This window comes from Halopiger djelfimassiliensis (assembly GCF_000455365.1).
Lineage (GTDB): Archaea > Halobacteriota > Halobacteria > Halobacteriales > Natrialbaceae > Halopiger_B > Halopiger_B djelfimassiliensis.
Genome location: NZ_HG315684.1, coordinates 457,611 through 470,243, shown reverse-complemented (window position 1 = coordinate 470,243; position 12,633 = coordinate 457,611). Strand labels below are relative to the sequence as shown.

Sequence of the window (12,633 nt, the reverse complement as noted above, 5' to 3'; positions counted from 1 at the left end):
AACCGTTGTTGCCGCGTGCCACCGGTACAAAACGCCCCAGCACCTGACGCGGCGGCGTTTACCCCCGTGGAACCCCTCGTCCCGGACGATGACCGAACTGACAATCCCATCGGAGGCCGACGCGGGACGGGCCGCGGAACTCGTCAGCGACCACATCGAAATCGGCGACACGGTCGAGGTTCGCGAAGCCGACCGCACCGGCGGCGAGGAACACACGCTGACCGGCGAAGTGACGGGCCTCGAGCCCGGCTACCTCGAACTCGACGGCCAGCCCCTCGACGAGGGGAGTATCCGATACGACGAGATACACACCGTGACCAGAATCGAATCCGCCTGAACACCGTCTCGGCTACCCGTTCCCGTCGTCCGAAAACCACGGCCGCTCGACGAACAGTGTGACGATCAACAGGAGGCTGACGAAGATACCGACGACCGTGTCGGGGGTGCCGACGATATCACCGGTGGTGCGTTCGACTATCCCGACGGTGTTCTCACCCACTCCGACGAGGATGAACAGGATCGCGCCACGCCACGCCCACAGATGGCCCCGAAAGAGTCCCGCGCCGATTACCACCAGCCCCGCACCGTACATACTGCGCAACGGGGACGCGGACGATGAGTAGTGCTGGAGACTGCTGATAACGAACAGCGACCCGAACAGGATCGATAACGTTGCGAGAACCGAGACCGAAAGCGGTCTACTGGTGTTCATACCTGCATTCTATCTCACACCCACAGAATGTTACTTTCGCTTCTGAATAGTATGCATTTACATTTAATCATATTACAAATAAAGGTCGGAAATACCGCCGAGCCGGCTAATCGTCGCCTGTGACATCCCGATCTGTCACTCGAGCTCGACCGGTCGTCTCCGTCGTTCCGTTGTGCAGTCGCCAACGACCGCTCGGTCGCGGCGAGGCCGATTTCGCCGTCTCGAGTCCGCCCCTCGACCGACCGCTCACTCCCACCGGAAAAGCGGAATCCGAAGCTTTACAAGCTACATTTCAGTATCTAAACTTTAGTTGGATGGGGGACCCGATCGCCATCGATCCGGCCTCGAGCGGCCGCGAGCCGTACGCGGGGTAGCCAGTGCTATGTTACGGACGTTGCTCTCCCGGCTCGGATCGCTTTCGATCGTGATGGGCGGCGTATCGCTTCTGACGTACGGGTTCGTCTTCCTGACGCCGGGCGACCCGGCGTATACGATCCTCAGGGAACAACGACAGCGGCCGCCGTCCGAGCAGGAACTCCGTGCCTTTCGGGCCGAACACGGTCTCGACGAACCGTTCGTCGTTCAGTATCTCTCGTGGCTGTCGGACGTCCTCCGGGGGGATCTCGGCACGTCGTACTACCGATCGGAGCCCGTCACCTCGCTGTTGCTCGAACACCTGCCGAACACCCTCGAGCTCGCGCTGGCGGCGATGACCGTTTCGTTGCTGTTGGCCGTCCCGACTGGGGTCCTGAGTGCCGTCCACCGAGACACTTGGATCGATCGCACCTGCCAGTTCGTCGCGTTGCTCGGCGTTTCCGTCCCGAACTTCTGGCTCGGGTATCTGTTGATCCTGTGTTGCTCGCTGTGGCTCGGCCTGACCCCCGTCTCGGGTGCGGGGACGCTCGGTCACCTCGTGTTGCCGGCGCTTACCCTCGGAACCGGCATGGCCGCGGTCGTGACGCGTCTCGTCCGGACCTCGATGCTCGAGGTGCTCGAGGCCGACTACGTCGATACCGCACGTTCGAAGGGCGTCCGTAAACGGCTCGTCGTGTACAAACACGCGCTCCGGAACGCCCTCGTGCCGGTCGTGACGATCGTCGGCCTCCAGTTCGGGTTCGTGCTCAACGGCGCGGTCGTCGTCGAAGTCGTCTTCCAGCGGCCGGGGCTCGGGACGTTGCTCGTCGACGCCGTCTTCGCCCGTGACTACCCGATCGTCCAGGGAGTCGTGCTCGTGACCGCGTTTACCTTCGTCGTGACGAACCAGCTCGTCGACCTCGCGTACGTCGCGCTCGATCCGCGCCTCGAAGGAGGTGACCGGGCGTGAGCGACCGCGACGCTCGCGGCTCGCGGTTGGCGGCCCTCGGAGCACGGATGCGCACGCTCTCGCGGTCCCGGTTCGGTGTCGCACTCCGGACGAACTTCCGGATCCGGCTGGGCGGCGGGATCGTGTGTCTCCTCGCGCTCGGTGCCGTCGTCGGTCCCGTGCTGACGCCGTACGATCCGACGGCGCAGGCCCTCGACGCCCGCCTACAGGGACCGTCGCTCGCGCATCCGCTCGGAACCGACGCGCTCGGCCGGGACGTGGCGACACGGCTCGTCTACGGAGCCCGCGTCTCGCTCGCGCTGGCGGTCGTCGCGACGCTCGTTCGACTCACCATCGGGACCGCAACCGGGTTGCTCGCGGCTACCGGCGGCGAACTGGTCGACGCCGCGTTGATGCGGCTCGTGGACGTCCAGCTTGCCTTTCCCGGACTCGTGCTGGCGCTCGTGATCGCCGGCGCGCTCGGCCCGAGCCTCACGAACGTCGTGATCGCCCTGTCGGTCGTCGGCTGGGCGACGTACGCACGGGTTGTTCGGGCGAGCGCACTCGCCGTGAAAGACCGCCCGTTCGTCCAGTCGGCCCGCCTCTATGGAACCCCGCGGCGACGGATCGTCAGGCGACACCTGCTGCCCCACGTCGTCAGTCCCGTCCTCGTCCTGGCGACCCTCAACATCGGGACCGTCGTGCTCGCGGCTGCGGGACTCTCCTTTCTCGGACTGGGCGCACAGCCGCCGACGGCCGAGTGGGGGACGATGATCGCGGGCGGGCGGGACTACCTCCGGTCGGCCCCGTGGCTCACCACCGCGCCCGGCGTCGCGATCGCGGCGACCGTCGTCGGCTTCAACCTGCTGGGCGACGGGCTGCGGGACGTGCTGGACCCCGATCACGTAGAGACCGACCAACGGAGGCGACCCTGACCGTGAGCGGTGCACTCGAGGTCGAGGACCTTCACGTCCGGTTTCGGACCCGATCGGGACCGATCCACGCGGTCAACGGGGCATCGTTCGCGGTCGCTCCCGGCGAGATCGTCGGTCTCGTCGGCGAGAGCGGCTGTGGCAAGTCCGTCACCGCGAGGGCGATCACCAGGCTCGAGGAGCCCGGCGAGATCACCGCGGGCAGCATTCGGTTCGACGGGGACGATCTCACGGCGGCCGACGACCGGACGCTGCGGCGGCTCCGCGGTCGCGAACTCGCGATGGTCTTTCAGGACCCGTCGACGACGCTCAACCCGGCCTATCCGATCGGCGAGCAGATCGCCGAGGCGCTGCGGGTCCGCCGTGATCCGGATCGCCAGCCGTTCGTCCGCGAACTCGCCGCCGGGATGAGTTCCCGGCTCCGCTCGCGGCGGACGCGATCGACGGTGCTCGAGTTGCTCGAGACGGTCGGGATCGCCCGACCTGAAGCGCGGATCGACGACTACCCCCACCAGTTCAGCGGCGGCATGCGCCAGCGGGTGATGCTTGCGATCGCGCTTGCCCGCCGGCCGTCGCTGTTGATCGCCGACGAGCCGACGACGGCGCTTGACACCACGACGCAGGCGGCGATCCTCGATCGACTCGCCGAACTCAACGACGAGTACGGAACGGGAATGCTGGTGATCAGCCACGATCTCGGCGTCGTCTCGGAGCTGTGCGATCGGATCGTGGTCATGTACGACGGCGTCGTCGTCGAACAGGGGCCGACCGAGCGGCTCCGCTCGAACCCCGCCCACCCGTACACGAAGGCGCTGCTCGGCTGTCTTCCCCACCGCTTCGAGCCGGGAACGCGGCTGCCGACGGTCGAGGGGACGCCGCCGGACGGCTCCGCGCCGCCGGACGGCTGTGCGTTCGCGGACCGCTGTCCGTTCGCGACCGAGGGCTGTCACGACACGTCCCAGCCGGTCGTTTCCGTCGGCGACGACCACACGGTCCGCTGTAGCGTTCCCGGAGCACGCGAAGCGTCTCTCGAGTCGCTGCGGGCGAAACCGGAACCAGCCGGAGACGCGCGTGACTTCTCGCGGACCCGCAGGGGATCGACGGACGAACCCCGACCCGACGAACCGGTCGTCGAACTCGAGGGCGTCACGAAGACCTTTCGGCAGTCCGAGTCGCTCGTCGATCGGCTCCTCGGGCGCGGAGCCGAGGACGGGAGGACGGCCGTCAGGGACCTCAGCCTCGAGCTTCGTGCGGGCGAGACCGTCGGCCTCGTCGGCGAGAGCGGCTGTGGCAAGTCGACGCTGGCACAGCTCATCGCGGGCCTCGAGACCCCCACCGCCGGGACCGTTCGACTCCGCGGCGAGCGCGTCGGCGACGTCAATTCGCGAACGGCCGCCCAGCGTTCCGACGTCGGGTTCGTCTTCCAGAACCCGGGGACGAGTCTCGATCCGAAGCGAACGGTGGCCGAGTCGATCGCCGATCCGCTGTCCGAGGCCGGCTGGAAGCGCTCGCGCCGGCGCGAACGGGTCACGGACCTCCTCTCACTGGTCGATCTGCCCCTCGAGTACGCCGACCGGTATCCGGGACAGCTGTCGGGCGGCCAGCGCCAGCGCGTCGCGATCGCCCGCGCGCTCGCGCTCGATCCGGCCGTGCTCGTCCTCGACGAGCCAACGGCGGCGCTCGACGTCTCGACGCAGGCGCGGATTCTCAACCTGCTCGCCGACCTGCAAGACGCGCTCGGGTTCGCGTCCCTGTTCGTCTCCCACGACCTCGACGTCGTTCGCCACGTCGCCGACCGCATCGCGGTGATGTATCTCGGCCGACTCGTCGAAGTCGGGCCGGCGACGCGGGTGTTCTCGCAGCCGACGCATCCGTATACGCACGCGCTGCTGGACGCGATCCCGGGCGACCGCGGCGAGACCGACCGGGCGCTTGGCTCGGCGGAGCCACCCGACCCCGCGTCGCCGCCCGACGGCTGTTCGTTCCACTCCCGCTGTCCGATCGCCCGACCGGACTGCTCGCGGACCGAACCGGCCCTCGAGTCCATCGACGGGGTCCGATCACGGTGTCTGTACGCGACGGCATGGTCCCCCGACGATCGGAACGGCCGCTCGAGCGAGCGAACCGACGTGGACGAGACACGGAGCAACTATGATCGACGATGAGTGAAACCCCACGACTGACGATCGACAGACGTACCGCACTACAGGCAACGCTCGGCGCTGGCGCGCTCGCGCTCTCGGGCTGTCTCTCGGGCGACGGCGCGGACGCCGACGTTCGCATCGGCTCGCCGTGGGACGCCAACCGGGATCCCCTCGACGGCGGACACACGCTGCGACGGCTCGGGATCACGGAGGCGCTGGTCCGGGTCGACGACGACGCCAACCCCGCGCCGGGGCTTGCGACCGACTGGGAGCGCCTCGACGATCACACCTGGCGGTTTCAGCTCCGCGAGGGCGTGACGTTCCACGACGGCGAGTCCCTCGACGCGGCGGCGGCCGTCGCGTCGCTCCGTCGGACCGCCGCGTCGACGGCGTTCGCGGACCTTCCGATCGAGACGATCGACGCGACCGGCGACCTGACCGTCGAGGTCGAGACCGCCGTTCCGTTCGCGCCGTTGCCGGCCCACCTCTCGCGAAACGAAGCGGTCCTCCTCAGTCCGGCAGCCCTCCCGGACGACGACGGCGCGGTCGCGGAGCCGGTCAGCACCGGCCCGTTCGTCTTCGACTCGTTTCATCCCGGGTCCAAACTCCGGGCGGTTCGAAACGACGACTACTACGGCGAGATCCCCTCGATCGAGTCCGTCCGCTACGAGGTCGTCTCGGACGACCAGACCCGCCGGATGAAACTCGAGAACGGCGAACTCGAGATGGCGCGGATCCTCCCGGCCGAGATGGTCGACTCGCTCGAGTCGGCCGACGAGATCGACGTCTACACGCCGGAGATCCCCCGGATCAGGTTCCTCGCGTTCGATACGACCTCGGCCCCGTTCGACGACGCCCGCGTTCGGCGGGCGGCGAGCTACGCCATCGATCGGGAGGCGATCACGGACACGCTCCTCGAGGGCGTCGACGACCCCGCCGTCGGCCCGTTCCCCGAGTCGGTGACGGAGTGGGCCAACCCGGATCTCGAGGGCCATCCCCACGCGCCCGCTCGGGCGCGGTCCCTGCTCGCCGACGCCGGGTGGACGGCCGGCGACGGCGTCCGGACCCGCGACGGCGGGTCGCTGTCGATCGAGTTCCACACGTTCGACGCCCGGAGCCTGCCGCTGATCGCCGAGACGATTCAGGACCAGCTCGGGCGGGTCGGGTTCGACGTCGACGTGACGACGATGGAGTACAACGCGATGATCGACGCGGTCTCACAGGGCACGTTCGACGGCTATCTCTCCTCGTGGGGGATGCTCTGGTACCCCGATCCGGACCGGCTCGCCGAGATGTTCCACTCGACGGAATCGACGCTGTTCCACGGCTACGAGAACGAACGGGTCGATACGCTTCTGGAGGAAGCCCGGAAACGGTCCGATCGCGAGGAACGGCTGGACCGGTACCACGAGGTCCAGTCGATCGTCCTCGAGGAGGCACCGATCGCGTTCCTGACGAACTACACGAACGTCGTCGCGACGACCGCCGAGCTCGGCGGCTACGAACCGCACCCGACGGAGTCGCGGTACGGCCTCGAGTCGGTCACCCTCGAGTGACCGCGGCCGCAATGGACTACGGTTCCGAGCGAGGGTCCATCAGGCGGCCGAGCGGCCAGCCGACGAGGAGGTCGACGAGAGCTGGAAGTGGTGGCCCCGGCATGGCGGCCCCGGTTACGTCGGCCCGGATATCGACCGCCATCCCGACGCCGCTCGCGACGGCAGCAGGGTCGACGAGGGGGGCTTAGGTCCAAAAGGCCCGCTGTCGGTCCTCGATCTCGGCGAGGGCCATCGAGAGGACGTCACGCCAGTCCGGCGGATGCGTCGTGTCCGCCCCCGGCGTCGGCGCATCGGGTCCCGGATGCACGTGGTCACGCGCGTTGTGCTCCGACGGATGCCGGTCCCATCGGTGATCGAACGTTCCGTCGCGCTGCTCCTCGTGGTAATGGATCGAGAAGTCCCCGTTCTCGAACCACACGATCTCCAGACGGGCCGTGTGAACGCTGCTCGGGTAGAATCCGGAATCGTAGACGCATACCAGTCGATCCGGAGCGAACTCGGGTCGAAGAACGACCCGGGCAAAGCGATCGTCGGTAGACAGCCGTTCCGCGATGATTTCGAGGCGATCGAAATCGGTCGGCGCGCCGCTGCTGTCGTCGGGCCGTTCCGTCCCGTCGCCGCCGTCAGTCATACGGCGGACCGTTCCTCGGTCGACGTACCGGATCCGGTCGGGAGCGCCCGTTCGAGGAGGGCGATCCGCTCACGGGTCGTCTTCCACGCGGAAACGTCCTTCCAGACGTCCGCTATCGATCGATCGGTTCTCGATGCGTGTGCCGTGACCGAAACCGCGCTCGGGGAGTCGGCGTCGAACAGCTCGGCGTATTTCTCGTCGCGCTCTACCGCCGCGTTCAGGAACTCGAGAAGGTCATCGGTAGCGTACTGCTTTCGGAGCCGCTGGACGCGACGCCAGCGCAGGTACTCCCGGTTTCGCTCGTACGTCGCCGGCGATTCGGTGACCTGCGTGACGATCCCCATCCGCTCGAACCACTCCAGATACTCCCTCGCCGCGTCGACCCCGTGGCCGGCGCGGTCAGCGACGTCGCTGACGGTTGCAGGACTATCGAGTCCGAGAACCGCATCGAAGAAATCGTCGCGCGTGCGCTCACCGCGAACGAGTTCTCGAGGGGGCGTCAGCCCGTCGAAATCCGGCGGCTCCGCGCGTTCGTCGGCGTTCGCCTTCCGGTCCGGGCGCGGTTCTTTCATAGACGTACCATCGTTCTTCAACGGGATAAATCCAGCCACTACGGAATAATCCGTGAACGGCGGAGCGCATTCGGAATACCACACTCATTCGAGGGACCGTCGACGACGCGGTCGGTGAACGTCTCCGTCACCCGGCCCCGCCACGCGATCAAGTCTTCAGTACGCGGGGACCGTGCCGCCCGCGGAGAGACGGCGGACTCGCGCGGTAGGTTCCGATTTCCCAGACATCCGGTTGCCACTCGAGCCGATCGCGGCGCGTGCGGTTGCCGCCAGCCGGTCCGCAGAGATCAATCAAACTTCTAACAGTAAATATAAGTTATCCGACGGCAATACGCAGAATGGAAGTCACGTTCCGAAGGGCATTCGCTGAATGCCCCGGGTGCTAGGGACACCCGAGACGTGGCTTCCAAAGCCCACTCGGCTTTGAAGCCATGATTGCGTACATTCTACCGGGATATAAACGTCCCGCACGACGGCAGTACCGTCCGATCCGACCAGCGACAGCGTCCGCACACGTCCGTTCCGGATGCGGTCGCCGCCCCGCCGTTCCGGCTCGCCGCTTTGCGTCCGCCGCGGCGGCTCGAGGGGCGGGCCTCGAGCCGACCGCGTCGGCCGGCCGTATCGCCGCTTTCGCCCGCGACGTCGGCACCGAACGGGTGGGACGATGACCGACGGACGTCGCGAGACTCCCGACGACGACGCCGACGGAACCGACCCCGATCCGCCGTCGTGGGCGACGCCGTGCCCGCGCTGTGGGACGCCGATCCTGCGGGTGTCGGTGGCCGGCCCGCTCGAGGCCACCGCCGGCCCGTGTGGCTGTCCGGTCTCGCCGGGATCCTCGATCGGCGGTCAGACGCCGGGACCTCGAGCGAGGAACCTGACGCCCGCGACCCCGCGAGCGAGTAACGGGCCGCAGGCTCCGGGCTCGAGTCGCGATCACGAACCGACTCGGGCCGGGCGGCACGCCGACTCCACGCTGTGGGACGACGGCCGCTCCCAACCGCATCCACAGGCCCTCCCAACCACCGCCGTTCGTCCCGAGTGCGGGGTCGGCCCGTAAACCGGCCTCGAGTCCGCCGCCTACAGCGACACCCACTCGCCGCGTTCGTCGCTTTCCTCGATCGCCGCGAGCACGCGCTGGGCGGCGAGGCCGTCCTCGAAACTCGGGTGGAACTCGCCGCCCTCGTCGACGGCACGCAGGAACTCGTCGTTCTCGTGGACGAACGTGTGCTCCCAGCCCAGCACGTGCCCCGGCGGCCACCAGTGGTCGACATACGGATCGTCCGCGTCGGTCACCAGCACCGTCTCGTACCCCCGGTCGCCCTCGCGGAGCACCTCGAGTTCGTTCAGCCGCTCGAGCGAGAACCGCAGGCTCCCCTTCGAGCCGTGGATCTCGACGGTGTGATCGTTCTTGTGCCCCGCCGCGACCCGCGAGGCCTCCAGCGTTCCCATCGCGCCGTTCTCGAACGCGACCTGTGCGGAGTAGGCGTCGTCGACGGTGACCGGCCGGGTCTCGTCGCCGCCCTCGACGGGCCGCTCGTCGACGAACGTCCGCAGGTGGCCGCTCACGCGGGTCATCTCGCCCGCAAGATCGCCCACCAGAAACCGCAGGAGATCGACGGTGTGTGCGCCGAGATCGCCCAGCGCGCCCGACCCGGCCAGTTCCGCGTCGTTTCGCCACGACCACGGCTCCTCGGGATCGACGAGCCAGTCCTGCAGGTACCGGCCGCGGACGTGGCGGATCTCGCCCAGTTCGCCGTCCTCGAGCAGCCCCTTCGCGTAGCGGATCGCGGGCACGAACCGGTAGTTGAACGCACAGCCGGCGGGCACGTCCGCCTCGCGCGCCGCCGCGGCCATCCGTTCGGCCTCGTCGAGGGTCGGCGCGAGCGGCTTCTCGCAAAAGACCGGCGTCCCGGCCTCGAGCGCGGCGATCGAGGGCTCGGCGTGGACGTGGTTCGGGCCGAGGTTATAGAAGGCGTCGACGTCGTCGATCACGTCGGCCCAGTCGGTCGCGATCGAGTCGAATCCGAGCCGGTCGGCGGCGTCCGACAGCGCGTCCTCGTCGCGGCCGACCAAAACGGTGCGCTCGATATCCGGTGCATCCGGGAAGAACATCGGCAGCCGCGCCATGGCGTTTGCGTGTGCTTTTCCCATGAACCGGTAGCCGAGCACGCCGACTTCGAGCGTCATGCCTTGGCCTTCACTCGAGGCGTTGTTAGACGTTTCCGTCGGCGCGAACGCGGCCCTCGTCGCCCTACGGCTCGGGCATCGGTTCGGAATCGGTGATCGTGCCGGCGTTCCGGATCGTCAGCGTCGCCGTCTCGTCGCCGACCGCGATCCCGTACGTCCCCGGCTCGACGACCGGTCGCCGGTGGCCCGGGACGTCTCCCGGCACGACCTCGAGCGCCGAGAGATCGAGGTCGATCTCGACTGTCTCGGCGTCGCCGGCGTCGACCCGGACGCGCTCGAAGCCAAGCAGTCGGCGGCGGGGCTGGAGCACCGAGCCGTAGGACTCGACGTTGTACACCTCGACGACGTGCTCGCCGGCCATCCCGCCCGTGTTTTCGACGGTTACCCGCGCGGTGATGGACGTTTTCGTCGAGGGCGTCCCGATCGTCTCCCGCGAGAGCTCGAGTCCCGAGTACTCCCAGTCGGTGTACGAGAGCCCGTGGCCGAACTCGTACTGGACCGTCTCGTCTTCGGCACCGACGGACTGGCGCGGCGGATAATCGTCGTAGCACTGGGGCACGTGGCCGACGTTGGCCTCCCAGGTGAACGGCAGCTTCCCCGACGGATTGTAGTCGCCGAACAGCGTCTCTGCGACGGCGACGCCGGCGTCGCTGCCGGGCTGGCCGGCGAAGAGGACCGCGTCGAGGTGCGCGAACGTCTCCTGTGTCCCCCGCGGGCTCCCGGCGAGGACGACGCCGACGAGCGTCGTGTCGTCGTCCGTCTCCGCGTCGACGAGATCGACCAGGTCCCGCTGTGCCTCGGGGAAGCGCATCTTGTCGCGATCGCCGTAGCCCTCGTTGTGCGGCCCCTCGCCGAGCACGACGACGACCGTCTCCGCGGCGTCGGCGGTGTCGACGATCGCCGCTTCCTGCTCGTCCGTGACGTCGAAAAAGCCGTTTTCGAAGTTCTGGACGCTCTCGTACGGTGCCGCGCGGAACTCCGTGGGGACGTGGCTGAGTCGATCGCCGAGCCGCGCCTCGAGTTCGCTCGCGACGGTATTCTGGCGCGGTCGCGGCCCGTCATCGGTTAGGTCGCCGTCCTCGATCCCCTGCCAGCCGAGCGTCCAGCCGCCGTGTTGCATCAGGAACCGGTTGGGTGTCCCGTCCTCGACGCCCGGCCCGGTCAGCAACACCGCCTCGTCGTCCGACAGCGGCAGCGCGTCGGCCTCGTTTTTCAGCAGGACCAGCGACTCCTTGGCGAGTCGCTCCGAGACGTCCCGTGCGCCGCCGACGAGGTCGCCGATCTCGCCCTCGTCTGCGTAGGGTGCCTCGAACAGGCCGAGGTCTTGCTTGAGCTCGAGGATGCGCCGGACCGACTCGTCGATGCGTTCCTCCGGGAGGTCACCGCTCTCGACCAGGTCGATCGTCGTCTCGATGAACGCCGCCGGCGGCGTCTCGCCGCCGCACATGTGCATGTCGACGCCGGCCTCGATCCCCCGCTTGACCGCCCGACGCCACCCTGCCTCCGTGTCGGGCAGGTACTCGTGGTTGGAACGCAGCCGCTCGAAGTCGTCCCAGTCGGTCAGGGCGACCCCGTCGAAGCCGAACCGCTCCCGCAGTACCTGGGTCAGCAGCCAACGGGAGACGTGGGCCGGCTTACCGTTGACCGCGCCGCTGTTGACCATCACCGTCTTCGCCTCCTCGAGCGCGCGTTCGTAGGCCGGGAGTTGTCTGTTACGGAGGTCGCGCATCGACGTCCGGGCGTGGGCGCGGTCCTTGCCGGTGGTTGGCGTCCCGTAGCCGGCGAAGTGTTTGACCGTCGCGGCGACGCGGCCGTTGCGTTCGAACCCTCGGGCTCGCGCCGTGGCCATCTCGCCCGCCAGGATCGGATCCTCGCTGTGTCCCTCGAAGTACCGGCCCCACCGCATGTCCCGCAGCAGGTCGACCGTCGGGCCGAAGATCCAGTGACCCCCCATCGCCGCGATCTCGGTCCCGGTGTGGGTCGCCGCCGCCTCGACCAGATCGATGTCGCGGGTCACGCCCATGTTGAGCCGCTGGGGAAAGCTCGTGCAGCCGTCGAGCAGGGTGTTCCCGTGGAGGGCGTCGCCGCCCCACAGGAACGGGACGCCGTGCGTCGACTGCTCGAGGTTGTACTGCTGGAGGTCGTTGAGCCCCGACACGAACTCCTCGCCGTCGAACGTCGGTCCCGATGCACCGCCGTGGAGGATCGACCCGACGTGAAACTCGGTAAACAGGTCCCCGACCGTCGCAGGCTCGTCATACGTCTCGAAGGGATCCGACGGATCGAGCCCCTCGCCGTCTTCGCCGATCGCGACCTGCGTCATCTGGCCGACCTTCTGCTCGAGCGTCAGTTCGTCGACCAGACGATCGATCTCGCGGCGGCCGCCGTCCGCCGCCGCGCCGTTCGCTCCAAACCCCATCGTCGATGCCGCCGTTGCGGTCCCGGTCGCCTTGATGACCGCCCGCCGCGACTCGCTGATCGCTTTCGATCCATCCACGTTCGAATTACCGTTCGACATAGCGGGTAATTTCGGAACTCGGGTAGTAATAAATATTCCAGTTATACGGTCGGACTACGAAGCGGAAACGAATCG

11 protein-coding genes are annotated in these 12,633 nt (G+C 68.0%); 6 read left to right on the top strand and 5 right to left on the bottom strand.

Annotation, left to right across the window (positions count from 1 at the left end; translation table 11 throughout):
- Positions 1 to 88: 88 nt before the first annotated feature.
- Positions 89 to 337: a hypothetical protein gene (locus TX80_RS02360; protein ID WP_049921266.1), complete on the top strand. Its 249-nt coding sequence runs from the start codon at positions 89 to 91 to the stop codon at positions 335 to 337.
- Between the two features lie 12 nt (positions 338 to 349).
- Here TX80_RS02360 and TX80_RS02355 read toward each other — a convergent pair whose 3' ends face one another.
- The gene (locus TX80_RS02355) at positions 350 to 712 is read right to left on the bottom strand and encodes a hypothetical protein (protein ID WP_154658554.1); all 363 of its coding nucleotides are present in this window, start codon (positions 710 to 712) and stop codon (positions 350 to 352) included.
- A gap of 382 nt (positions 713 to 1,094) precedes the next feature.
- On the opposite strand from TX80_RS02355, the gene nikB reads away from it, so the two are divergent.
- The 4 genes from nikB to TX80_RS02335 are packed head-to-tail and all read left to right on the top strand — an operon-like array spanning position 1,095 to position 6,647.
- Positions 1,095 to 2,036 (top strand): nickel ABC transporter permease, encoded by a 942-nt coding sequence (gene nikB / locus TX80_RS02350; RefSeq protein ID WP_049921264.1) that lies wholly within the window; start codon positions 1,095 to 1,097, stop codon positions 2,034 to 2,036.
- A 47-nt stretch (positions 2,037 to 2,083) separates the two neighbouring features.
- Positions 2,084 to 2,950 carry a nickel transporter permease gene (gene nikC / locus TX80_RS02345; RefSeq protein ID WP_154658583.1) on the top strand — a complete coding sequence of 289 codons (867 nt, stop codon included), beginning with the start codon at positions 2,084 to 2,086 and terminating at the stop codon, positions 2,948 to 2,950.
- A 2-nt stretch (positions 2,951 to 2,952) separates the two neighbouring features.
- A complete protein-coding gene (locus TX80_RS02340; RefSeq protein ID WP_049921262.1) occupies positions 2,953 to 5,112 on the top strand; it encodes a dipeptide ABC transporter ATP-binding protein in 2,160 nt (719 codons plus the stop codon).
- Positions 5,109 to 6,647: an ABC transporter substrate-binding protein gene (locus tag TX80_RS02335; protein ID WP_049921261.1), complete on the top strand. Its 1,539-nt coding sequence runs from the start codon at positions 5,109 to 5,111 to the stop codon at positions 6,645 to 6,647. The genes TX80_RS02340 and TX80_RS02335 overlap by 4 nt, the downstream gene beginning before the upstream one ends.
- Before the next feature lie 184 nt (positions 6,648 to 6,831).
- Here the strand turns inward: TX80_RS02335 and TX80_RS02330 are convergent, their stop codons facing one another.
- Both TX80_RS02330 and TX80_RS02325 read right to left on the bottom strand, forming a co-directional pair.
- A complete protein-coding gene (locus TX80_RS02330) occupies positions 6,832 to 7,278 on the bottom strand; it encodes a hypothetical protein (protein ID WP_049921260.1) in 447 nt (148 codons plus the stop codon).
- Positions 7,275 to 7,850, bottom strand: coding sequence for a DUF7342 family protein (locus tag TX80_RS02325; protein WP_049921259.1), 576 nt, complete (start codon positions 7,848 to 7,850; stop codon positions 7,275 to 7,277). The genes TX80_RS02330 and TX80_RS02325 overlap by 4 nt, the downstream gene beginning before the upstream one ends.
- A 664-nt stretch (positions 7,851 to 8,514) precedes the next feature.
- On the opposite strand from TX80_RS02325, the gene TX80_RS02320 reads away from it, so the two are divergent.
- Positions 8,515 to 8,910 (top strand): hypothetical protein, encoded by a 396-nt coding sequence (locus TX80_RS02320; protein ID WP_049921258.1) that lies wholly within the window; start codon positions 8,515 to 8,517, stop codon positions 8,908 to 8,910.
- A gap of 20 nt (positions 8,911 to 8,930) precedes the next feature.
- Here TX80_RS02320 and TX80_RS02315 read toward each other — a convergent pair whose 3' ends face one another.
- Positions 8,931 to 10,040, bottom strand: coding sequence for a Gfo/Idh/MocA family protein (locus TX80_RS02315; protein ID WP_049921257.1), 1,110 nt, complete (start codon positions 10,038 to 10,040; stop codon positions 8,931 to 8,933).
- A 64-nt stretch (positions 10,041 to 10,104) separates the two neighbouring features.
- Positions 10,105 to 12,558: a beta-glucosidase family protein gene (locus TX80_RS02310; protein ID WP_049921256.1), complete on the bottom strand. Its 2,454-nt coding sequence runs from the start codon at positions 12,556 to 12,558 to the stop codon at positions 10,105 to 10,107.
- Between the last annotated feature and the right edge of the window lie 75 nt (positions 12,559 to 12,633).

Coding starts and splice junctions, on each gene's coding strand:
- TX80_RS02325 (WP_049921259.1), bottom strand. CDS start 7,850: ATGAAAGAACCGCGCCCGGACCGGAAGGCGAACGCCGACGAACGCGCG.
- nikC (WP_154658583.1), top strand. CDS start 2,084: ATGCGCACGCTCTCGCGGTCCCGGTTCGGTGTCGCACTCCGGACGAAC.
- TX80_RS02310 (WP_049921256.1), bottom strand. CDS start 12,558: ATGTCGAACGGTAATTCGAACGTGGATGGATCGAAAGCGATCAGCGAG.
- TX80_RS02320 (WP_049921258.1), top strand. CDS start 8,515: ATGACCGACGGACGTCGCGAGACTCCCGACGACGACGCCGACGGAACC.
- TX80_RS02335 (WP_049921261.1), top strand. CDS start 5,109: ATGAGTGAAACCCCACGACTGACGATCGACAGACGTACCGCACTACAG.
- TX80_RS02330 (WP_049921260.1), bottom strand. CDS start 7,278: ATGACTGACGGCGGCGACGGGACGGAACGGCCCGACGACAGCAGCGGC.
- TX80_RS02360 (WP_049921266.1), top strand. CDS start 89: ATGACCGAACTGACAATCCCATCGGAGGCCGACGCGGGACGGGCCGCG.
- TX80_RS02315 (WP_049921257.1), bottom strand. CDS start 10,040: ATGACGCTCGAAGTCGGCGTGCTCGGCTACCGGTTCATGGGAAAAGCA.
- nikB (WP_049921264.1), top strand. CDS start 1,095: ATGTTACGGACGTTGCTCTCCCGGCTCGGATCGCTTTCGATCGTGATG.
- TX80_RS02355 (WP_154658554.1), bottom strand. CDS start 712: ATGAACACCAGTAGACCGCTTTCGGTCTCGGTTCTCGCAACGTTATCG.